We start from the raw sequence: 21,810 nt of genomic DNA on the forward strand, positions 1-21,810 counted from the left end.
GGCGGCCGGTGCACCGCGATCAGCTACGACGATCGGCTCGCTCCCTGGCGTGCACCGACGACGAGTTGCAATACGCCTCGTCCTAGAGGTTCCGCGGATCGGGGGTGCGGGCCGGGCGTGGCCCCGGCATCCCGGTTGGGTGGTGGTGGTGTCGTCGGCGTCCGCGGCTCCAGCACTGTGCCAGATCGCGGTGTTCAGGGTGAGCAGGCGCTGGATGACGCGGGTCCATGGTCCGCGAGGGATGCGTCCACCCTGGCGTCTGGGCCGAGTTGGCCTTTGATCGTCCAGATGATCGCCTTGACGCGTTGGCGCAGCCAGTTCGGGAAACGCCCGGGGGTGGCTTCTCGCCCTTGCGGGTGGGTCGGCTCAGGGTCAGGTCCAGGTCCGGGTCTGCGAGGAAGTGCTCGAAGTCGAGGCCTGCGAAGCCCCTTGTCGGCCACGATGGCGGTGCCGGGCTGGGGTCGGTTGGGCGGTGACCTAGTCGCGTTCACCGACCAGTTTCGGGGTGGCCAGACTGAACCCGGTCACGGTGCCGTGGGCGGTGCCGATGAACATCAGCTTGGCCCCAGAAGAACCGGGAGTTGGAGCCTGTTTTGGAATTCCGCGCCGTAGCGAGGAGCCGCCCGGTGGGGTGCTCCTCGCTACGGCGCGGAATTCCAAAACAGGCTCTGAGAGGCGCAGTAGCCGTGGCCGGTGTCGCCGGTCCGCTCCGACCGGTTGGTGGTGAGCACCGACTGCCCGCGCGGCACCAGCGTGGCGTCCATCGGCCGCAGCAACGCACCGCTGCCAGAGCGTGCTCGGCCAGCAAGTGCAGCGCCGCCTCCATCAGCGGCACGAGATGCTTGAGCCGCTGGTTGTACTGCGACTGCCCAGCATCCGCGGGAACAGATGCTCCACCCCGGGTCGGCTGGGCGCGCAACCAGTGCCACTCGTCTTCATGGCGCGCCGCACTTGCGCCACGGCCTGGCACCAGCTCGGCATCGGTGGCAACCGGCGGGCGGTCGATCCGTGACTGTGGAGGCGCCGGCCAGGGGAGGTCAGGGCGTGTGTAGACGCGCCCGAGACTGGCCCTCTCCACGGACACCGTCGACACGCCTCGCACCGCACCCCATGGACCGACAGCAACTCCCCGGTCAACGATCTAGTCCCGCGACTGGCGGAGCCACCGCTGCCAGCATGACGAGATGGAAGTGATGTTGGAAAGCTGGGTGCCGGCGATGCCCAGATGAATGCCGGTGAGGCCGACGGCGTGGTTGGTGACCCGATGCCGACACGGCTTGGCTCAATCCCCGCCGCGAACGGTGCGGGTTTGAGCGGCGCCGTCGTTCCGGCAGCGATGTGATGGCGACCCGTGCGCAGGCTCGGGGTTCGCAGCTCCAGGTCACCCGCGGGCGCTGACTGCGTTCACCCACGGTCGCTGGTTGGTGAACAAGGCACCTTCGGTTGCGTTCGTTGCAGGGACGGCGCCGAGAAGTGCGCAATAGCGACACCCACCCCTCGAGGGGGAGGACGGTGCGTCGGTCCCCCGGTCCCCCTTGTGAGTACCCCCGAGGCAGGTCACCGACCGCCGCCCCCCCTGGTCCGGTATTGGTAGGCGGGTTGCGCGGCCGTGGATGGATTCACGTGAAACACCAGGGCGAACAGTGCGCCATGCCTGGTTGATCAGCCTTCTGTCCCTTGGGAGGGATGCACTCCGGGCCGTGAGGTCAGGATCGGTGTCCGGGGTGGAGCGGATCGGCCGATTGGATCCAGACCCGAGGTGTACCGGGTCATGACGTTGGCGACTGGCACGCGGCACTTGTTATGTGGCCGCCAGACGACGAAGTCGTCGTGGCCGGCGTGGCTCCTGGCGTTGCCGGTGAGCACCTCCCGGATGGTGAAGTGCGTGGCTGGCGAACCCGGCCGCGGCCCGCAGGGCACGGTCACCAGGTGGACCGGCGTCCGCAACGGACTGCGACTCAGATGGCTGGAGCGATCGGTCATCACTCCTCGCCATCAGTCGGGTAGGGGGCCATTGTGCGCGCTTACGCGAGAGGCCCAACTGCGTCGCCACATGCGCCACCGGCCGACGATGCCGCACGCCACGTGGCACCAGCAGCAAACCGGCCATGAGGAGTCGGCCGAGCACCAGTGTGGAATACGAGACCTTTCGCAACCCCTCACGAGCAGCGCCCGGAAGGGCGGGTGAAAATGGGCTTCGAGCAGCGTCAGAAGAAGGGTGGTCCTGGGTGCTGGGTGCGAGCCGAGTTGGGGGTGCGACCTCGTACCGCCTCATCGGCTCATAGAGGGGATTCGCGCCGAGCCGCTGCGCCGAGGCTGGACTCGGATCGCCTCACTGACCGGTTGTGGGTTCGCCGTGCAGCCCGAACGCGACGTCGTGCACCCGCTGGGCTGTCACCGGCCACGGATTGCGGGCCGGATCGTGTTCGACGAGCTCGTCCGGGTCCTGGTGCTGGGGGTCTCCTACGAGCGGATCGCCGCCGGGGTCTCCAACAGACTCGAGCAATCATGCCTGGATGACCACCGCCGTGACCACGACCACGTCGTCGGTCCCGACCTGCGCGACGTGGCCGTGGCCGTGCTTCGTCAATGCCCGCGGTGGTGAATCGGCCGGGAAATCGCCGGTGGGCCGAGGGAGCAGGGCACCGCGCGCTCATTGCTGCTCGGCGCATGCGCGGTCCCGCTGGGTTGCTTAGTCGCGCCGGTCAACGGCCATGACTTCCCCACTTCAGCGCGCGACGCTGTAGACCTCGGCCCGGTTCGAGCACCACCTCGGGCGCGGCATCGGCATCGGCTGCCGGCGCAGATCACCGTGCATCCAGACGCCTGCTCCGACTCCAGCAAGAGCTGCGATCTGATCGACTAGCTCGGTCGCCAGGCGGTGATCAGCCCAAGGAAGCCCAGTGAAAGCCGGCCGCCGCCGGCTGGTCGGTCGGGTGCACGAGCTCCTGGCGCAACCGAGGATTGAAGAAGCTCCTCAACCGCACTGAAGGCCGCACTCAAGTGATCGGCGCCCCGATCGCCCTCGGTGTCGCCGTGGTCATCACCCGACGCCCCTGACCTTGCCCGCGCGATCTCTGGGCCGAGGGTCCTGTGAGTCGCATTTGGATTCGCGTGAAACATGAGCGCAGCGAATCATCCACAGACCTTTCCACATGGGAAGGCATGAGTGCTCTGAACAGGCATCCTGTGCCCGGTGGCTGTGGATAGAGAGACTCCCGACGGCTGCGGACCTCGTTTCACGTGAAACGGGAACCGGCCCAGGCAGGCTTGATTGGCGGTCGAGTCTGAGGGGTGGGGAGAGCTTCCAGGCCAGCAAGACAGGAGGCAACCGAATAGGTCCTCTGTTCCGGGTGCTTGACGTGGGCAGGTCGTGGCGGTTCAGGTTGTCGGCGTGCCGATCGTGGCGTCGGGTTTGTGATCATGTTTCGATCCTGGCGTGTCGCAGTCGCCGATCCCGCCACCGCCCTCGTACGAGGAGTTGGCTGCGGAGAACGCGCAGTTGAAGGTCGTTCTGGGCAGGCGTTGGCACGGATCGCCGAGTTGGAGGCCGAGCTGGGCACGACGTCGAAGAACTCGAGCAAGCCACCGTCCTCGGACGGGTTGGCCAGGCCTGCACCCAAGTCGCTGCGAGGCAAGAGCGGTTGCGGACCGGGCCGTCCGAAGGGCCAGCCCGGGGTGACGTTGCGGCAGGTCGAGATCCCCGATCACGAGATCACCCACGAGCCGCCCGCGTGCTGCGGCTGCGGCGCCGGCCTTGCGGGTGCGCCGATGGTCGGGGCGGAGCGCCGGTAGGTGTTCGACCTGCCGCCGGTGCGGATCGAGGTCGCCGAGCATCGGCTGGTCTCGCGGGCCTGTTCGTCTGGGACGGTCACCAAGGCCGATGCCCCGCACAGGGTGAACGCGCCGGTGCAGTACGGGTCCCGGCTGGGCGGGATCGGGGTGTACCTGTTCCACGGCCAGTTCCTATCCAAGTCCCGCACCGTCCAAGCGTTGGCCGACCTGTTCGGGGTGGTGGTGGCGGCCGCCACCGTGGTGGGCTGGACCACCCGGATCGCCAAGCAGGTCACCGGCACGAGCCTGGCGGTGATCCGGGACCGGATCGTGGCTTCGCCGCTGGCGCACTTCGACGAGACCGGGTTCCGCACCGCCGGGAAGCTGCACTGGATGCACTCGGCCTCCACCAGACCGACGTGCTGCTGTGCGTGCACGTCAAGCGCGGGACCACGGGGATGGACGCCGCAGGGGTGCTGCCGGTGTTCACCGGGGTCGCGGTCCACGACGCGTGGGCCCCGTACGACACCTACAAGAAGGTCACCCACGCGTTGTGCAACGCGCACGCGGTTCGGGAGCTGGTCTGCGTCGTCGATACCGCACCCGCGCCGGTCGCAGGCCTGGCCGGCCAGGCCATCGACGCGATGGTGGAACTGAAGGAACTCGTGGACCAGGCCGGCGAGCACGGCCAGGAGCTCGACCCTCAGGCCGTCGGCGAACAACAGCATCTGCTGTGCAGCGCGGTGGTGCTGGGCCAGACCGCGACCGCGGCCCGGGCCACGAAACTGGACCGCAAGTACCACGCCCTGTTCACCCGCCTGTTCACCCGGTGGGACGACTACCAGCGACACGTCCACGACCCATCCGTGCCCTGGGATAACAACCCGGCCGAGCAGACGATCAGGATGCTGAAACTGCGGATCAAGGTCTCCGGCTGCCTGCGGACCCTCACCGGCGCCCAGGAATTCGCGGCAATCCGCTCCTACACCCCCACCGCCGGCCGCCTCGGGGTGCGTCGCTGCTCAGGAGCTGGCACCCGGCAAATGCGGGGGGCCGGGTGCGCCGTTGGGAGGGGGCGTCGCACTCGATGGCATGGCGCTCGGCAGGGGCCCCGTTCGAGTAGCGACGAGGAACTCGACCGCGGGAGCGAGGAGGAGGTCCGTTCTCCCGGAGGTGGTCGAGATCTGGCTCGAGGGGGCCCAGGGTCGGGTGGACGGGATCCCTTGCAGAATGCCCGGGGAATATTGCTCCGCTGCGCTCTGGCGCCTCAGAGCGAACGCCGGGAGCAGTCGCCACCGCCAGCCGAACCACCAGCGGCCAACCCGATGCAGGTCGAGGTGATCAGCTTCCCGCCTACGGGCCCGGCTGCAATGGACGAAGACCGCGCAGGTTCCGACGGGTGCCTCCGGTCACGTTGGCGGAGCTGCCCTCGTCCAAGATCGCCGGTAGCACGTTGTTCTCGAGGCGCGCACTCGTTCGCGAGCGATCCGTAGCTGGGAGATCACGCGCAGGGAGGCGCGTCGTTGACGCGGGGCCGGTACAAGGCGCCCGCATAGCCACGGCGGGTCGAGACTCTCCTCTTCCCCCACGAGGTGCTTGTCCTGCGCTGCCATCTCTGCCGTGGACACACTGCGGGCCTGTCCGGCGCCCCCCTGCGCGAGGAACGGTGGTCCGTCCATTGGGATGTCGCAGGTATCGGATCCGGATCAGCGTAGGTGTTCGACAAGCAGGTCTAGGTGCTGGGTATGAGCGGATCGCGGCCTCGAGTTGCTCGGTGACCACGATCCGAGCTCGGTGCGATGAGTGAGGTGGGGCCGCCGTGCTTCAGCAGCGGGAGCAGCTGTGCCTGGAGGCATGCGACCTCATCGCCGGGCTGGACCTGGCCGATGTGAGCGTGGAGGGGTGCAGCGTGATCAGCACCAAGAAGCACCCCAGCGAGTCAGGGCCCGCTGGGTGGTTCGCACAACTCCTCCGGCAGAACCGCGGCTTCGAGAATCTGCGTGCCAGCACCGAACGAGGCAGGGGAGTGATCAAGGCGTTCATCGTCTTGGCCAACGACGTAGTCGTCATCGGACCCAATCTCCGAACAGCCTGGGTCGGCCGGTGCCGGGACACCTCGACCAGCTCGCCAGTCCTGACCCATCCGTCGAACCCGAGGTGGGAAACACAAGCCCGAACCGGCGACTACCGGCAGACCTCGGATCTCGGACCCGGTGACGCGCTGAGGACGGGTGACCCTCGGCGGGCACGCACGACGCGCGCAAGCAGGGCACCGATCAGGGGCGGTGTAGACGTTCCACCGCTCCCGACCCATTGCGCGGGGGAGAGGTGGGGTCCTGGGCAGCGGAGGTGTCGGCGCTACTTCGAAGGGCGATTGCAGGGGCGCGTGGACGCCGGTGGAACCGCACGAGCTGGCGCAGCCGTGCTCACTCCTTTGGTGCCGGACTAGAGGCTTCTGGTGTCTTGCGCGTCTCGGCGCGGAGTTGGCATGAGCTGTGTGCCGACCAGGTCCCGACGGCGTCGATGACCCTTCGATGAACGGGAGTCGATCTCGCTTCGCGACGCAGATTGGGACCTTCGGCAGGGAGTACGCCGTGGACTCTGGAGCGCGTCGCCGGAACAGCCGAGGGTCGGAGCGGGGCCAGATGCGGGCGCAGGACGCATGAGAGATGGCGGGGCGCAGTTTCACGTGAAACAGGGAGGCGGCAATGGAAGCGAGAACCTCCGCAGTGCTGGGCGCAGCTTCCGGTCTCAGGATGATGCGACGGCCACGCCGTACCGCGGTCGTCGCGCCGGGTGAATTCTCGGACCAACGCCCGACGGAGCGGACTCTTCGACCCGTGACTCGCCCGGCTGGCGACAGGGAGGCCTCTGCTCCTGGGAGCGGGCGGCGTTCGCGGTTGTGCGCCGACTGGGTTGGTGTCGATAGGCGTCATCGGCAGAGCGGCGGCACCTGGGGAGATGGGCGCCGATCTCGGCCGCGCCCGGCTGCTCGCATCACTTCGGTCGAAGGTCACCTTCGAGCTTTCCCCTCAGGGGTGTCGTGGCGGCGGCCGGTCGGGGGAACCCAACTGCCGGCCGCATGAATTCGTGTGGGCACTCTTCGATTCGGGACATTGCGCGACGTTCGCATGGAACCTGCCGGAGCATCTGCGTGGCCCGAGTCAGCGGGGCGCCGTCGACGCAGTCGGCGACCGTCCGGCTTGAATTGCGCGACGCCGGCGGGCCAGGGGTCGGCGGTGCTGGGCTCCCCTTGAAGTGGTCAGAGATCGGCGCGGGTCATTGGGATGCCTGGAACTCGTAGACCGACACATTGGCGGGACCGACGCTTCGGACTCGTGCAGCGACGGGCAGCACGGCGAGAGGGTTGCGGCTCGCGGGGTCGACGGGATCCGCTGTCTCACCCATTTCCCTTTCCACGTTCCATGTCGGAAGTCGGGTCAACGCTGTGGCGTGCCGGAGGAGATGCTGCGGGTGCGCGTGGCGGCGATGAGATGAGCCGCGCGTGGGCGTGGTTGGTTGGCCGGCGCAGCGCAGCCACGTGATGCTCTCCGCAAGACCGCTGAGGGCTGGGCCGCCACCTGCCTCCGCGGGGTTGCCCTGGCGGGGAGTGAGAACGTCGACCGCCGCTCGCTCGTCTCAGACCGCCGACTCAGCGCGTCAGGAAGGGACCCGATGGAGCAGAGTCCTCCGTCGCAACTCCAGAGTCGGAGAGTAGGGACAACTCGTATTCGAGGCGAGGGCAGCATCGGCGGCAGGTTGATCCGGCTGGGACCGCGGTGCGCGGGGCTCCGTGCGGCCGCTGGCCTGCCAGTGTCCTTGGGGCGTCGGCGATGCGTGGCCCTGGTGAGCGGGAGGACTGGTCCGGAAGCGTCGAGTACCACCCTGGATGACTTCGGAGATGTTTCACGTGGAACCTGCCGATGGGCTTGGCGACGCGATGCGGGTGAGTTGGTCGCGACGCAGGTGAAGGGGATGGAGGGCGATCGGTGATCGAGAGTCCGTCGGCGCAGAGTGGAGAACGTGGTCGATCGAGACTGACGCCTCGGTAGCGACTCCCCGAGACTGAACCCTTGCGCTCCAGCTGAAGCCGCGCACCCACGTGACGTTTCGCGTGGAGCGCGCCGGAACCGTGGGAGGCTGGCTGTCGGGGAGACGACCGGGCCTGAGAAGTGGAGGCTCGGCCGTCGATCAGCGGTCGAAGACCACGCGCGGAGCGGTGGTGAACGCGGTCGACCAGGGCCGAAGTTTCGGCCGCCAACCCCCTGGCCGGGCTGGGTCGCGAAGTGGCTGCGCGCGATGTGGCCGGACGAGCCGGCCACGACTGAGCCTGGCGAGCGCCGTGGGCGCGGCGAGATGAGCCGCGCGGCGGTGTGGTCGGGTTGAAGGGCGCGGGCCGTGGGAGTCGGAGGAGTGGACTTGCGCAGGGGGTGGGCAACATCCTGAGGATCGGTATGTGCTGGCCGGGTCGACGCCATTGCTGGCCGGATTGCTGCCGCCGGGCGAGCCTCTCCTGGGCCCACGTGGGGCCTACGCGGATGTGTGATGTTCCATGTGAAGTAGCCATTGAGTCTGGACGTACCCCGACGCCGGCAGCAGCGGTCCGTGGTTCGGAAGGAGCGTCGAGGTAGCGGGGAAGATCGGTCGGGAGAGGGTGCTCGATTCGGGCCGACTCTCGCGTCGTGTGGCGACTTGGCTGAGCTGCACCGCGGACGCTGTAGAAGCAGCGGACATGTTGCTGCCGACTGATGTTCCACGTGAAACTCGCCCGGTTGGGGCGGCCCGATGCCGCGCGAGGCTGCCTTGATCCTGGAGAGTCAACACCGGGTCCGCGCGGCCATTCGGTCATCGCCGATGCGCGCTCAGCGCCAAGGGCGCTGTGGCGGAATTCCCAATCTGTGGGCCGGGAGCATCGAGTGACGTGGAGGTGGTCACCTGAGCTCGGTCGGCGTCGCCGACTGGAAGGCTGCCGCCGCGTAGGCCCCCCGCACCTGTCGCTGCGGTGGCGCGGCCACGTGCCGTTCCACGTGGAAGCCGCAATGAGGTCTGGGCAGCCCGAGGCCGGACACGCAGCCAACGACTCGTAGGGAGGAGGGGTTCCGCGGGCGCTCGGCGGCCGAAGCAATTCCGGCTCATTGCAGAGCGGGGTGCGGACGCGGATGCGGATGATTGGCGATGCGCCGCGTCGGTGAGCCGGAACGGCGAACCGCGGGGTCGGTGCTCCGTGGCGTTGATACTCGGAGGTGTGACCGGGTCGCCGGGTTGCTACCGGATGGGTGCGAACCCGCAAAGTCCTTGCGCCCCGGTGTCGCGCCACCCGGCCAGGTGATGTTTCACGTGGAACTGCCAGAGGTCTGGGGCGGACTTGGGGGCAGGAGTCGAGTCTGTGGGCGGTAGTCGGAGAACCACCCGCGCAGAGCGGAGTTGAACGCGGTCGATCGGAGCTGACTCGTCGGTCGGCAACTACCCGGGCAGTGGACGAGGTTGAGGCGCGAGCGGCATGCCATGGCCGACGGCTGAGTTGGCTGACGTGATGTTGGAGGCGCCTGGAGGTGGGGCTCGGTGGAGGGGGCGGGCGTGGTGACCGTTGCCGTGTTCTCGAGCGCATGGCGCCCCGGCCCGGATGGTGGCACGTGCGCAGCGTGGAAGCCAGTGCTGTCGCGGCCGACTGAGTTGGGCGGGTGAGACGCACTCGTGCCACGAAGGCAGTCAGGTGCCCGAGAGGTTCCGCGGAAAGGGAGCACGCCCGACTCCACACCCCTGTCCGCGGAACCTCCTATGCCGGGTGCGATTGGCTAGTGGTGCGTGGCGGCCGCGAGTCGTAAGAGGGGGCTTGCGCCCCCCCGTCGCGCACCGTTCTGCATGGCGATCGCCCGCCGAGCTCGTCGTGTCCAGACTGATCCACAGCCAAGGTGGGACGGAGGCCTCAAGCCGACGTGGCTGCCCCGCTCGGAGCCGCGCCATGTGATGTTTCACGTGAATCCGTTGGCCGGGCTTGAGCGCGGGGCCCCTGCCGCGCGGGGCAGGACGACCGGGGCGTCGGTGGTCGGCCTGCGCATCCGTGACGTGCCTGATCCACTGCTGAAAGTCACAGACAAGGTCGACATGTGGAAAATCGGGGTAAGAAATGCGACACGCCGGCGCTCTGGGGCCGCCGTTGGGCGGCTCGACGGTGGAGACGGGGCATTCTGTAACCACGCGTCGTTGGATCGGGCCAAGTCCTGTGGATTAGCCACTTGGCACTCAGGAAGAACGCGAGATGATAGCCCGGGCGATCGACGGGAAGGGATCTTGGTGAGCGGATTGGGCTGGCCTTCAGACGCATTGAAGCGCATGGCCGGTGGCTTGGGATGGCCTCGGAACGGCAAGGAGCCATCTCGCGGTCGTCGGGGCGCGGAGACCCGTCGCACACCGGAACTGGAACCACCTCGGGCCTGGACAGCTCCCAGCAGCACGACAAGCAGTCCGGACCCCACCGTCGACGCCACGGCGACAGCCCACGACGACGGAAGGCCCTCCATGCCAGACACAGCACAGGCGGACGGAACGCACGTGGACCCCGCTCCCGCCCCCCGGCCCGGTGTCGCAGGCGGCACGGTCACTCGGGGGATCGCCTTCGGTGGGAGTGCCGAGACGTCGGGTGAGCCCGCGCGTATCGGCGTCCTGACACAGGAACCGCCCCCACAGAATCGCCCCCCCGCGAACCCGGCCGCGAACCCGGCCGGCAACCCGGCCGCCCCCGGCCTCAACCCCGGCAACGGTGCGAGCCAGGGCACCTCGGAACCGGAGCTCGAACCCGAGGTTGTCGATCTGACCGAAGGCGACTCCTCCAAGAACGGCGGCGTTGTGGAAGCCCGTGACGCGGCAGGCACCTCGACCCAGGAGCCGGACCGGTACCGCGACACGGCCGGGCAGGGTGCGGCTCCGGGCTCGGGCTCGGGCTCGGGCTCGGGCTCGGGCTCGGAGTCGGGCTCGGGCGAGGAGGCCGAGCCCGACGCGCCTGGAATCTCGGTCACCGTGACGCGTCCGTGGGTGGACCCGGCCGCCACGCCGCCGGCCATTCCGACGCTCCCGGGCGACGGCCCCAACCCGTTCGTGGAGTCCATCTCCGTCCTGGACGACTCCACGCCGCTCGCCCTCGAGGTCGCCGAGGACACCCGGCGCCGGATCGAGCTCGCCGGCCGGCGGTTCCCGCGGCCCAAGGACACGCGTGTGGTCACCGTGTCGAACCAGAAGGGCGGCGTCGGCAAGACGACGACGACGGTCAACTTGGCAGCCGCGCTCGCCCGTGCCGGCCTTCGCGTCCTCGTCATCGACATCGACCCGCAGGGCAACGCCTCCACCGCACTCGGCATCGAGCACCACTCCGAGGTGGACAGCGTGTACGACGTCTTAGTCGACAGCATGCCGCTGGCGGACATCGTCCAGCCGTGCCCCGACGTCAAGAACCTGTGGTGTGCACCCGCGACGATCGACCTCGCCGGAGCGGAGATCGAACTGGTCTCGCTCGTCGCGCGCGAATCGCGGCTTCAGCGGGCCGTGGCGGCGTTCCTGGAGGAGCGCAACAAGGACGAGTCCGAGCGGCTCGACTACATCCTCATCGACTGCCCGCCGAGCCTCGGCCTCCTGACCGTCAACGCGTTCGTCGCGGCACGGGAGGTCCTGATCCCGATTCAGTGCGAGTACTACGCGCTGGAGGGCCTGTCCCAGTTGCTGCGCAACATCGAGCTCATCAAGGGACACCTCAACCCGGTGCTGCGTGTCTCCACGATTCTCTTGACCATGTACGACGGGCGTACCCGCCTCTCGTCACAGGTCGCGGACGAAGTCCGGGCACACTTTCCGACCGAGGTGCTGCGCACGACCGTCCCGCGGTCGGTTCGCATCTCGGAAGCGCCCAGCCATGGGCAGACGGTGATGACGTACGACCCGGCGTCGAGTGGGGCACTGTCCTACCTCGAGGCCGCTCGAGAACTTGCCGAGCAGGTCCTGGGGACCGGCGCGGAGCAGGACGACTGACGGGCCTGCATCCCGAGGAAAGGGAATGAGCGAAGGTGAGTGAGAAGCGGCGGGGCCTCGGACGGGGCCTCGGGGCGCTGATCCCGGCGGCGCCCCCAACCGAGAAGCCCGCCGGAGACCGGCCGGTCGACGTCTTCTTTCCTGATCGTGAAGAGCCGGGAAAGGACGGCGACGGTAGCTCCGGCGATTCCGCGTCCTCGACCGAGCCCGACAAGTCGACCGAAGCCAGGGCCGGTGATGACGGCGAGGCGGCGGGCACGGACTCCGCGACGTCCGACGGCGCGCAGAGCTCGGACACGGGCGCGGCGAAGAAGGACAACGCGCGCCGGGCGACCGCCGCGGCCAGAACGGCCATCCCTCCGCTGACGACGTCCGCTTCGTCGGCGAGCGGCGGCGGTGTCGCCGCGGCCGCAGCCGGCCCCGAGCTCGTTCCCGTCCCCGGTGCCCGCTTCGCCGAGATCCCGACCGGGTCGATCACACCGAACCCGAAGCAGCCGCGCCAGGTCTTCGACGAAGAGGCGCTGGCCGAGCTGGTGCACTCGGTCCGCGAGATCGGCGTCCTGCAGCCGATCGTCGTGCGCCCCCTGCCCGACGGTTCCGATGGTCAGCCGCGCTACGAGCTGATCATGGGCGAGCGCCGCTGGCGCGCCGTCAAGGAAGCGGGGATGGACCGGATCCCGGCCATCATCCGCGACACGTCAGACGACGACCTGCTGCGCGATGCGCTGCTCGAGAACCTGCACCGCAGCGAGCTCAACCCGCTCGAAGAGGCCGCCGCGTACCAGCAGCTGCTCGATGACTTCGGATGCACTCACGAGGAGCTCGCCACCCGGATCGGCCGGTCGCGGCCCCAGATCAGCAACACGATCCGGCTGCTTCGCCTGCCCCCGGCCGTGCAACGTCGCGTCGCGGCGGGTGTGCTCTCGGCCGGCCACGCCCGGGCACTGCTCGGGCTGGAGAACGGCGACGCGATGGACAAGCTGGCACAGCGCATCGTCAACGAGGGGATGTCGGTCCGGGCGACGGAGGAGGCGGTTGCGCTCAGCGATGCCGACAGCCCGGCACCGTCGCGGCGCAAGCCACGTCCAGGCGGCAATCACGGTGAGCTGGATGACCTGGCCGGGCGCCTCGCGGACCGGCTCGACACCCGTGTCAACATCTCGCTGGGGCGGAACAAGGGGAAGCTCAGCGTCGAGTTCGCGAGCGTCGAGGATCTGAACCGGATTCTAGAGATTCTGGTCCCCGACGAGCGCGGCGCGTTCAGGGCGAGTTGACCGGCGGTCGTTCGTCCGACACCGCCGCGTCCTCGACCAGACGCCGGTAGAGGTCGGCCGGGCGCAGTCCGGCGGCCTCCACCGCTTGGGGGAGCAGCGACGTCTCCATCATCCCGGGCGCCACGTTGACCTCGAGGAACCACGGCTGGCCGTCCGTGTCGACGATGAGGTCCGTGCGCGAGAGGTGTCGCAACCCGAACGCCCGGTGCGCGGTGAGCGCCATCTCCTGGACGGCGTCCATGGCGGTCGGCGTAAGGCGGGCGGGGCAGAAGAACTCGGTGGTCCCCGCGTTGTAGCGCGCGTCGTAGTCGTACAGCCCGCCATCCGGAACGATCTCCACCGGCGGCAGCGTACGTGGCCCGGCGGGTGTGTCGACCACACTCACCGCCACCTCCACGCCGCCGACGTATCGCTCGACCAGCGCGACGTCGCCGTACGCGAAGCAGTCCACCATCGCGCGGGGCAGCGCGTCGGCAGCGCGGACGGCGGACGCACCCAGTGCTGAGCCGCTCCGCGTGGGCTTCACGACCAGCGGCAGTCCCAGCCGGTCGATGATCGCGGCCAGGATCCGTGGCGCCCCCAGCTCGCGGAACGCACCGTGGGGGAGGGCGACGAAGGGCGGCGTCGGCAACCCGGCGTCCCGCGCGACGCCCTTCGCCACCGGCTTGTCCCAGGCGATGCGGCACGCGTCGGGACGGGACCCGACGTACGGCACACCGACCAGATCGAGAACGTCGCGGACCGCACCGTCCTCGCCGCTGGCGCCGTGAAGCAGCGGCCAGACCACGTCGACGTTGCCGGACCGTACCGTGTCGAGCAGGTGCTCGTCGGCATCACTCACCTGCACCTGGCAGCCTGCGTCGCGCAGGGCGTCCGCAACCCGGCGTCCCGAGCGCAGAGAGATGTCGCGCTCGTGTGACAACCCGCCGGCCAGGATGAGGACCCGTGGACTGAACATCACGTGAGGTCCGGGCCGGGAGACTGCACCGTGCGCGCTCCGTCGCCCCCCGTGAACGACGTCGGGCCGAACGTGGACTGCACCTCCAACTCCGCCTCGACGACGCCCGCGAGCCGCCGGACGCCCTCGCGGATCCGCTCGGGCGGCGGATAGCAGTAGGACAGCCGAAGGTGATCCCGCCCTTGGTCGTCCGCGAAGAACGCCGTCCCGGGGACATACGCGACCCGCTGGGTCACCGCCCGCGGGAGCATCGCCTTCGCGTCGAGACCCGTGGGCAGGCGGACCCACACGTAGAACCCACCCTTCGGCACCGTCCAGTGCGCCTGGGGGAGCAGGTCCGCGAGGGCGTGGAGCGTGGCGTCTCGCCGCTCCCGGTACAGGTCCCGGAAGACGCCGACCTGATGCTTCCAGTCGTGGCCGGTCAGGTAGCTGCACACGGCCCGCTGGCTGAACGCGCTCGGACACAAGATCGCAGCTTCGCTCGCGAGGACCAGCCGCTCCCGGACGGCGTGCGGCGCGACCGCCCAGCCGACCCGGAGCCCGGGCGCGAACGTCTTCGAGAAGGAACCGAGGTGGATGACACCCTCGTGGTCATGTGAGTGCAGCGACGGGTGGGGGTCGCCGTCGAACCCGAGCAGGCCGTACGGGTCGTCCTCGACGACCAGCACGCCGAACCGCCGTGCGATCTCCACGATCTGCGGGCGGCGGGCGGCCGACAGGGTCACGCCGGCGGGGTTGTGATGGTTGGGCACCGTGTAGAGCAGCTTGACCCGGCGGCCCTCCCGGCGGAGCCGGACGAGCGTGTCGCTCAAAGCCTCCGGGACCAGGCCCTGGTCGTCCATCGGCACGTGGACGACGTCGGCCTGGTAGGCGCGGAAGACGCCGAGCGCTCCCACGTAGCTGGGTGCCTCGGCCACGATGACGTCGCCGGGATCGACGAAGATCCGGGTGACGAGGTCGATCGCCTGCTGGGAGCCGGTCGTGACGACGACGTCGTCGGGGTGCGCGTCGACGCGTTGGGGCGCCATCACGTCGAGGATGCGTTCGCGTAGCTCGGGATCGCCCTGCCCGGACCCGTACTGCAGCGCTACCTCGCCGCGCTCGGCGACGAGCCGGGCGAGGGCATCGCCCACGACATCGAGGGGCAATGCCGACAAGTACGGCATTCCGCCCGCGAGCGAGACGACCTCGGGCCGGCTGGCGACGGCGAAGAGCGCGCGGATCTCGGACGCCGTCATACCCCGCGTCCGTGCGGCATATGAATCGATCCAGCGGTCCAGCCGAGACCCGAACTGCATGCCGCACCTCTTCCTTGATCACGGCCCGTAACCGTGAGAAGCAAAAAACTAACTGCCCGTCGTATTCACCGGTGACGAGGACCCCCGTAACATTTCATCGGAGCACGTCGGTCGCCGCCAGTACATTCTGGCCGCATTCGTTCGTACATCCGTTTGCCGCAGGGAGTCTCGCATGCGCCTCGCACGGCTTGCCGTAGCGGGCCTTGGCGTCGGCATGCTTGCCGGTTTTTGCGCGGCGCTCCTGCGTGGACGGCTGCCGGCGGCGCCGGTCGAACCGGCCGCCGCGCCCGCGACGGGTGTCCCGGCCACGGACGCCGACGACGTGACCGACCGCGGGACGGTAGACGTGACCGCTCTCGATGCCGACGGCGATGTGCCTGGACGGGTGATTTGATGGGACGCCGCCTGGCGCCGCTCACGCTCGACAACCTCGGGGATCTGCCCGAGCCGTGCCGCAAATGCGTCGTCTGGGAGCTGGATCCCGTCGCCGCCCGGCGGGCCCGTGAAGCCGGTGACACGGCGTTCGAGAAGGAGGCGTGGGTCTCGGCGACACTCCTCGAGTGGGGGTCGTGCGGCCGGGTCGCCTACGTCGACGAGCAGCCGGCCGGGTTCGTCATGTACGCGCCGCCGGCGTTCGTCCCGCGGTCGCTGGCGTTCCCGACGTCGCCCGTGACCGGCGACGCCGTCCTGCTGATGACGGCCCGGGTGCTGCCGCAGTTCGCCGGTGGCGGGCTGGCTCGCATGCTCGTCCAGGCCACGGCGAAGGACCTCACGCGGCGCGGCCTGCGCGCCATCGAGGCGTTCGGACTCGCGGCCGGCGCGGGGCTGGCGGATCGCGAGGAGCCGGGGAGCAACTGCCTGGTGCCCGCGGACATGCTGCTGTCGGTGGGCTTCAAGACCGTCCGGCCGCATCACCGGTTCCCGCGGCTGCGGCTGGAACTGAAGACGGCGCTGTCCTGGCGCGAGGACGTCGAGCTCGCGCTCGAGCGGATCCTCGGCACCGTGCGCGCGCCGGCGCTGACCGCGACGCGCTCCCTGGACCACTAGTGGTCTGTCGATCATCTCGGATTGCATGATCGGCGGGGATTGCATGATCGGCGGGGGTTAGGTGCGGCCGGCGTGGGCTAGGACGTCCTTCAGGCGCAGGGTGCCGGTCGCGGCGTCGTCGTCACCCAGGTAGAGCCGCTGAACGGCGACGACGGTCGCCTCGGCCACGGTGTCGCGGAACGCAGCGTCCGCGAGCCGCGCGGCGTCGTCCTCGCTGCTCAGGTACCCGAGCCCGACGAGCACGGCCGGCATCGGCGTCACCCGCACGATGTCGTACGAGCACGGATGGGTGCGGCAGTCGAGCATGCCGGTGCGGGCCACGACCTCGCGTTGCACGAGGGTCGCCAGCCGGTGGCCGACGGCGGACCGCTGGCCCACGCGCCGGCCCCCCCAGTAGTACGTCGCGAAGCCGGACGCCTGTCCGGAGCTGTGCGCCTCGCAGTGGAACGACAGCAGCAGGTCAGCCCCCACGGCCTCGGCCAGCTCGACCCGCGCGGCGAGATCCGGCTGTGCCGATCGACCCCGGGTCAGGACGGCGGTCACGCCGGTCGCCGCGAGCCGGCCCTCGACCCTGCGGGCGACGTCGTAGGCGACGTCGGCCTCGACGAGCCCGTGACCGGTCACACCCCGCCCGTTCCCACCGTGAGACGGGTCCAGGACGACGACCTTCCCGGCGAGGCTCTTGCCGGCCATCGCGACGGCGGACTCGGTGCGCAGGGCCCAGGGGTCGCCACCACCCACGGAACGGGACAGGGCCCGCAGGGCGCGCAGCGTGGCCGGCCCGCAGATCGCGTCGTCCCGCAGGCCCAGCCCGCGCTGCAATTCGCGCAGCGATCCCTCGGTGAGCGGTCCGAAGATCCCGTCCACCGGCCCCACATGGACGCCGAGCACGACCAGTCGTTCCTGCAGGGCGGCGACGTCCTCCCCGCGCATGGGGTGGCCGGGCGTGTGCATCAGGATGCGGTCACCCAGCCGCCACCGGGCGGCGTCGAGCACCATCGCCGTCTGCCGCCCGACCACGCCGTCCGCGAGCAGCCCGCGGCTCTGCTGGAACGCGCGCACGTGCCGCTCGAGATCCTCGTCGAACAGCAGCGGATCGGCCGCGCCCGGGCCCGCGGCCGCCGCGTCGCGGTCCGCGCCGATCGCCCGGGTCAGAAGGTCCCGCAGCGCTCTCACCAGCGGACCGTGGTCCCCGCGCCGGAGTGGCTGGGCGGCACCCGTCAGGGGCACCACGCCTGGATCAGCTGAGCCAGTCCGACAGCTCGCGGAGGAGGAACGGCTTGGGCTTCGCACCGATGATCGACTTCACCAGCTCGCCCTTGGCGTACACGTTGAGCGTGGGGATCGACGTCACGCCGTACGCGGCGACCACCTTCGGGTTCTCGTCCGTGTTGATCTTTACGACGGACAGCTGCTCCGAGTGCTCGGTCGCGATCTCCTCGAGGATCGGAGCCACCTGACGGCACGGTCCGCACCACGGGGCCCAGAAATCGACCAGGACGATCTTCTCGGCCTTCAGGACCGCGGTGTCGAAGGTGTCGTCGGTTACGGCTTGGGTGGCCGACATGTCATCTCCTGATTTCTGACCGATGGTTCGATGCCGGCAGCATCCTGCTGCGGGCGAGTCTGCGGGCGGGTGCGCTTCATGAAGGCCGGCGCCGGTCAGGACTGGGCGGCGCCGTGCACACCGGCCGCGCTCGCGACGACGTCGTCGGCGATGCCGGTGGTGACGTCCGCCAGAGCGGCCAGGTAGCGCTCGGCGTCCAGTGCCGCGGAACAGCCGGTGCCGGCCGCCGTGATGGCCTGACGGTACTCGTGGTCGACGACGTCACCGCAGGCGAACACGCCGGGAAGGTTCGTGCGCGTCGTGCGACCCTCGACATCGATGTAGCCGGCCTCGTCGAGCGCCACCTGACCGCGCACCAGCTCGGTGCGCGGCAGGTGCCCGATCGCGACGAACACGCCGGTGACCGGCAGCTGCGATTCCCCACCGTCGACGGTGCTGCGCAGGCGGACGCCGGTCACCTTGGTGTCGCCGTCGATCCCCACCACCTCGGAGTTCCACACGAACTTCAGTTTGGGGTCCGCGAACGCCCGCTGCTGCATGATCTTCGAGGCGCGCAGGCTGTCGCGGCGGTGGATGACATGCACGGTGCGGGCGAACCGGCTGAGGAATGTCGCCTCCTCCAGCGCCGAGTCGCCGCCGCCGACGACGGCGATGTCCTGCTCCCGGAAGAAGAAGCCGTCACACGTGGCACACCAGCTCACGCCGTGCCCGGACAGGCGCTTCTCGTCCGGCAGGCCGAGCTCCTTGTACGCCGAGCCGGTCGCGAGGATGACCGCGCGGGCGCGGTGCGTGGACCCGCTCCCGGTCACGACCTCCTTCACGTCCCCGGTCAGCCGCGCCTCGACGACGTCGTCCGTCACCAGTTCCGCGCCGAATCGCTCGGCCTGCGCCCGCAGCTTGTCCATCAGGTCCGGACCCTGGATGCCCTCGGGGAAGCCGGGGAAGTTCTCGACGTCGGTGGTGTTCATCAGCGCGCCGCCCGCGGTCACCGCGCCCTCGAACACCAGGGGGTTGAGGGACGCCCGTGCCGCGTACAAGGCGGCCGTGTAGCCGGCGGGGCCCGAGCCGGTGATGATCAGATCGCGGACCTCGCTCACGCTGTCTCCTTGTCGGTGCCGTCGTGCTTTGCCGCCTGATGTCTACCGCATTTGGTGAACCGCGGCGGACATCACGCTGTTCCCGTCAGGGTGCGATGGTCGCGTACTTCAGAGTGCCATCCGCACCGGGCCGGCAGTCGCGCGCCACGACCCAGACGTCGAACCTTCCGTTCGCGCCGCGCAGGACCAGCACGGCCGACTCGCGGCCCTGGTAGGTGGCGAGATCCACCGTGACCGGCTGCGCGGCCGGCACGCCGAGTGCCGCCAGGCACTCCGCGAGTGCCGACGGGTCCCGCAGGGACTGATTGCCCTTGAGGGCACCCGTGCCCGCGCTGGAGGAGGGATTCGAGCTCTCGCCCGCGTTCGCGTCGAGGCGTCCCTGCGGTGCCGCCGCCCGCTGCGGTGCCCGGGACGCCGCGATCAGCTGCCTGGCCTGGCCGTCGAACGCGGCCTCGGTGTAGTTCGTGCCCGTCTGGACCACGACCGCCGCGGACGAGAGGTTCTCGGGCGCGGCCGGCGCCGAGCCCCCACTGTCGGCGTTCGATCCGGCGGAGGAGGTGGCCGCATCCTGACCCAGCGGCCCGTCCTGGACCATCCGCACCGCGATGCCGCCGCCGCCCACCACGACGACCGCCGCCGCGGCGAGGAGTGCACCCCGGCGCCAGCGCCCGAACCGCTCGTCGGAGCGCTGCTCCGCCAGCGCCGTCCGCCGCTCCCGGACCGGGCCGCCGCCCGTGCGACGCAACCGCGTCACCCGCTGCTCGGTGTCCTGCGGCGGCCGGCGCCGGGCGGCCACCGCCTCCCAGGCCGCGATGGGCTTCTGCGCCGCCGCGTTCCACCGGGCCTCGACCTCGGGGTCGTCGTCCGCGTCCAGCATCAGATCGAGGCCCTCGGCACCGGACCGGAGCTGGGCCAGGACGGAGTCCAGGCGGGTGGCGACGTCGGAGGGGATCGGCCCGGGGTCGTCGGCGCGGAGCAGGTCCCGCACGCCCTCCGCCTCGGCCAGCAGGCCGGCGCAGGCGGAGCAGCGGTTGACGTGGGCACGCACCCGCGCGGCGAGGTCTTCCGGCAGCACCTGCGCCGCGAGGTCGGCGAGGAGGTCGTGGTCGGGATGCCGCGGTCCAGGGACAGGCACGGTCGCCCTCACCGCCTCTCCGCGTCCGTCGTCGTTGCGCGCGCCGGGCCGGACCCGCGCGGTTGCCGCTCAGATCCGACGCGCGCGGGGTCGTTGCGGTTCCCGTCGCCGATGGTGACGCCGGTCGCCTCCCGCAGCATGGCGGCGAGCGCGGTGCGGGCCCGGGCGCAGCGGGACTTGACCGTGCCCTCGGCCACGCCGAGCAGCTCGGCGACCTCGGCGACGGGGAGATCCTCGATGTCGACGAGGACGATGGCGAGCCGCTGTGCCGTGGGCAGCCGGGCCAGCGCGGCGGCCACGTCGAGGCGGGCCTCGGTGGCGGCGTGGTCGTCGCGCCGGCTCACGATCTCGCGGTCCTCGAGCGGGACCGTCGGCCGCACCTGGCGACGGCGGACCCTGTCAATGCAGGCATTGACGACGATCCGGTGCAGCCAGGTCGTCACGGCCGCGTCGCCCCGGAAGCGCGCCGCGCCGCGGAAGGCCGCGATCAAGGCGTCCTGGACGGCGTCGGCCGCCTCCTCGCGATCACCCAGCGTGCGCAGCGCTACGGCCCACATCCGGTCACGGTGCCGCTGGATCAGGGTGCCGAAGGCGTTCGGATCACCCGCGAGGTGGGCCGCGAGAAGCTGCCGATCGTCCGGCTCGCTCCCGGGGTCCCGGTGATCCAGGCTCGGCGGCGGCCCGGGGTCGGTCACTGCACCCGCACCTCGGAGACCTCGATCCGGAACTTGCCGGCGTCGGAGGGCAGCTCGGTGAACCAGAGCATGACGTACCGGGCGCGAACCTCAGAGGTGGGGGTGAGCGTCACCGTGCCGCCGGCCATCGCCGACGTCGCCACGACATCCGCTTCGAGGACGTCGGGCGAGTTCGATGCCCGTAGCTCGACGCGGCCGCCGCCACCCTTCATGTCGAAGGACACGCTGCGTATCGGAGCGGCCACGCGCAAGCGCAGGGAGAGGCCGACGCCGTCCTTCAGGCCACCGAAGAGTGCGCTGCGGTAGCTGTCGGAGCGCCAGGTGGTGGTCGGGATGCCGTCCACGGCCTTGGGCGACCCGGCGGTGTCCTCGTCGCCGTCGCCCTGGGGGTCGAGCGCGCGGATCGCCGCGATCACCGGAACCACGCCGGACACGCTGGCGGACGCCGTCGGCGTCGGCGACGGCGACGGCGAACCGGCGGGGCTGGGCGTCGCCGGTGCCGAAGCGCTGGCCGAGGGGGTGAACTGGGAGTTCGGGAAAGCGTCTTCAGGTGTGCCGAAAACGTCGCGGATCGAGAGCACCGCCAGGGCGAGCCCGACGACGATCATGACGGACAGTGCCACGATGACGAACCGGGTCTGCTCCCGCGGCGGCTGCTCCGGCGGGATGACCAGCGGGAAGGGGCCGGCCGTCTCGGTGTGCTCGTACGCGGCGTCCGCGGGCGTCCAGCGGTCGGCCCAGGGCAGCAGCTGCTCGCCGGTGTCGCGCCGGGAACCCGGGCCGTTCGCCGGCCCCCGCTTGCCGCCGCCGATCCGCGGTGGCGGCCCCTGGCCGGGCGTGCGGACCACCGGCCGCTGCACGGGTTGCGGACCGCTGGTGGCGGGGGCGGGCCGGGCGGACGGTGGAGCGGCGCTCGTCGAGGGCCGGACGGTCACCTCCTTCGGGG

The 21,810-nt window shown here is 70.2% G+C and carries 14 protein-coding genes and 2 pseudogenes; 8 read left to right on the forward strand and 8 right to left on the reverse strand.

The window, feature by feature from the left end:
• Positions 1-2,356: 2,356 nt before the first annotated feature.
• From AC08OU_RS02690 to AC08OU_RS02715, 6 genes and pseudogenes are all read left to right on the forward strand, one after another.
• Positions 2,357-2,605, forward strand: coding sequence for a hypothetical protein (locus tag AC08OU_RS02690; RefSeq protein WP_476604244.1), 249 nt, complete (start codon positions 2,357-2,359; stop codon positions 2,603-2,605).
• A gap of 818 nt (positions 2,606-3,423) precedes the next feature.
• Positions 3,424-3,795 carry a DUF6444 domain-containing protein gene (locus AC08OU_RS02695; protein ID WP_476604245.1) on the forward strand — a complete coding sequence of 124 codons (372 nt, stop codon included), beginning with the start codon at positions 3,424-3,426 and terminating at the stop codon, positions 3,793-3,795.
• Positions 3,796-3,942: 147 nt separating this feature from the next.
• Positions 3,943-4,128 (forward strand): annotated as a pseudogene (locus AC08OU_RS02700) (hypothetical protein); the annotation flags it as partial.
• Between the two features lie 77 nt (positions 4,129-4,205).
• Positions 4,206-5,267: an IS66 family transposase gene (locus AC08OU_RS02705; RefSeq protein ID WP_476604246.1), complete on the forward strand. Its 1,062-nt coding sequence runs from the start codon at positions 4,206-4,208 to the stop codon at positions 5,265-5,267.
• A gap of 5,026 nt (positions 5,268-10,293) precedes the next feature.
• Positions 10,294-11,793, forward strand: coding sequence for a ParA family protein (locus AC08OU_RS02710; RefSeq protein WP_476604247.1), 1,500 nt, complete (start codon positions 10,294-10,296; stop codon positions 11,791-11,793).
• 35 nt (positions 11,794-11,828) lie between these two features.
• On the forward strand, positions 11,829-13,067 hold the full coding sequence (locus AC08OU_RS02715; RefSeq protein ID WP_476604248.1) for a ParB/RepB/Spo0J family partition protein: 1,239 nt from the start codon (positions 11,829-11,831) through the stop codon (positions 13,065-13,067).
• Here the strand turns inward: AC08OU_RS02715 and AC08OU_RS02720 are convergent.
• A complete protein-coding gene (locus tag AC08OU_RS02720; protein WP_476604259.1) occupies positions 13,054-14,025 on the reverse strand; it encodes a D-alanine--D-alanine ligase family protein in 972 nt (323 codons plus the stop codon). The two genes, AC08OU_RS02715 and AC08OU_RS02720, sit on opposite strands and share 14 nt — an antisense overlap.
• Positions 14,025-15,263, reverse strand: a complete 1,239-nt coding sequence (locus tag AC08OU_RS02725) for an aminotransferase-like domain-containing protein (RefSeq protein WP_476604249.1) — start codon at positions 15,261-15,263, stop codon at positions 14,025-14,027. The genes AC08OU_RS02720 and AC08OU_RS02725 overlap by 1 nt, the downstream gene beginning before the upstream one ends.
• Positions 15,264-15,495: 232 nt before the next feature.
• Here AC08OU_RS02725 and AC08OU_RS02730 point away from each other — a divergent pair, with 232 nt between their 5' ends.
• Positions 15,496-15,717, forward strand: coding sequence for a hypothetical protein (locus tag AC08OU_RS02730; protein WP_476604250.1), 222 nt, complete (start codon positions 15,496-15,498; stop codon positions 15,715-15,717).
• On the forward strand, positions 15,717-16,370 hold the full coding sequence (locus AC08OU_RS02735) for a GNAT family N-acetyltransferase (protein ID WP_476604251.1): 654 nt from the start codon (positions 15,717-15,719) through the stop codon (positions 16,368-16,370). Before AC08OU_RS02730 ends, AC08OU_RS02735 begins: the two co-directional genes overlap by 1 nt.
• 57 nt (positions 16,371-16,427) lie before the next feature.
• On the opposite strand, the gene AC08OU_RS02740 is transcribed toward AC08OU_RS02735, so the two are convergent.
• The 6 genes and pseudogenes from AC08OU_RS02740 to AC08OU_RS02765 all read right to left on the reverse strand — a co-directional run.
• Positions 16,428-17,546: an N-acetylmuramoyl-L-alanine amidase gene (locus AC08OU_RS02740; protein WP_476604252.1), complete on the reverse strand. Its 1,119-nt coding sequence runs from the start codon at positions 17,544-17,546 to the stop codon at positions 16,428-16,430.
• Positions 17,547-17,610: 64 nt separating this feature from the next.
• Positions 17,611-17,937 (reverse strand): thioredoxin, encoded by a 327-nt coding sequence (gene trxA / locus AC08OU_RS02745; protein WP_476604253.1) that lies wholly within the window; start codon positions 17,935-17,937, stop codon positions 17,611-17,613.
• 95 nt (positions 17,938-18,032) lie between these two features.
• Positions 18,033-19,034 (reverse strand): thioredoxin-disulfide reductase, encoded by a 1,002-nt coding sequence (gene trxB, locus AC08OU_RS02750; protein WP_476604254.1) that lies wholly within the window; start codon positions 19,032-19,034, stop codon positions 18,033-18,035.
• 85 nt (positions 19,035-19,119) lie between these two features.
• Entirely contained in the window at positions 19,120-20,169 is a 1,050-nt protein-coding gene (locus tag AC08OU_RS02755; protein ID WP_476604255.1) for a cupin domain-containing protein, read from the reverse strand.
• Positions 20,170-20,177: 8 nt separating this feature from the next.
• Complete coding sequence (sigM, locus tag AC08OU_RS02760; protein WP_476604256.1) at positions 20,178-20,864, reverse strand: RNA polymerase sigma factor SigM; 687 nt, start codon at positions 20,862-20,864, stop codon at positions 20,178-20,180.
• Positions 20,861-21,810, reverse strand: a pseudogene (locus AC08OU_RS02765) (hypothetical protein); the annotation flags it as partial. The pseudogene AC08OU_RS02765 and the gene sigM, both read right to left, overlap by 4 nt.

The organism is Frankia sp. CcMO1, assembly GCF_977945845.1.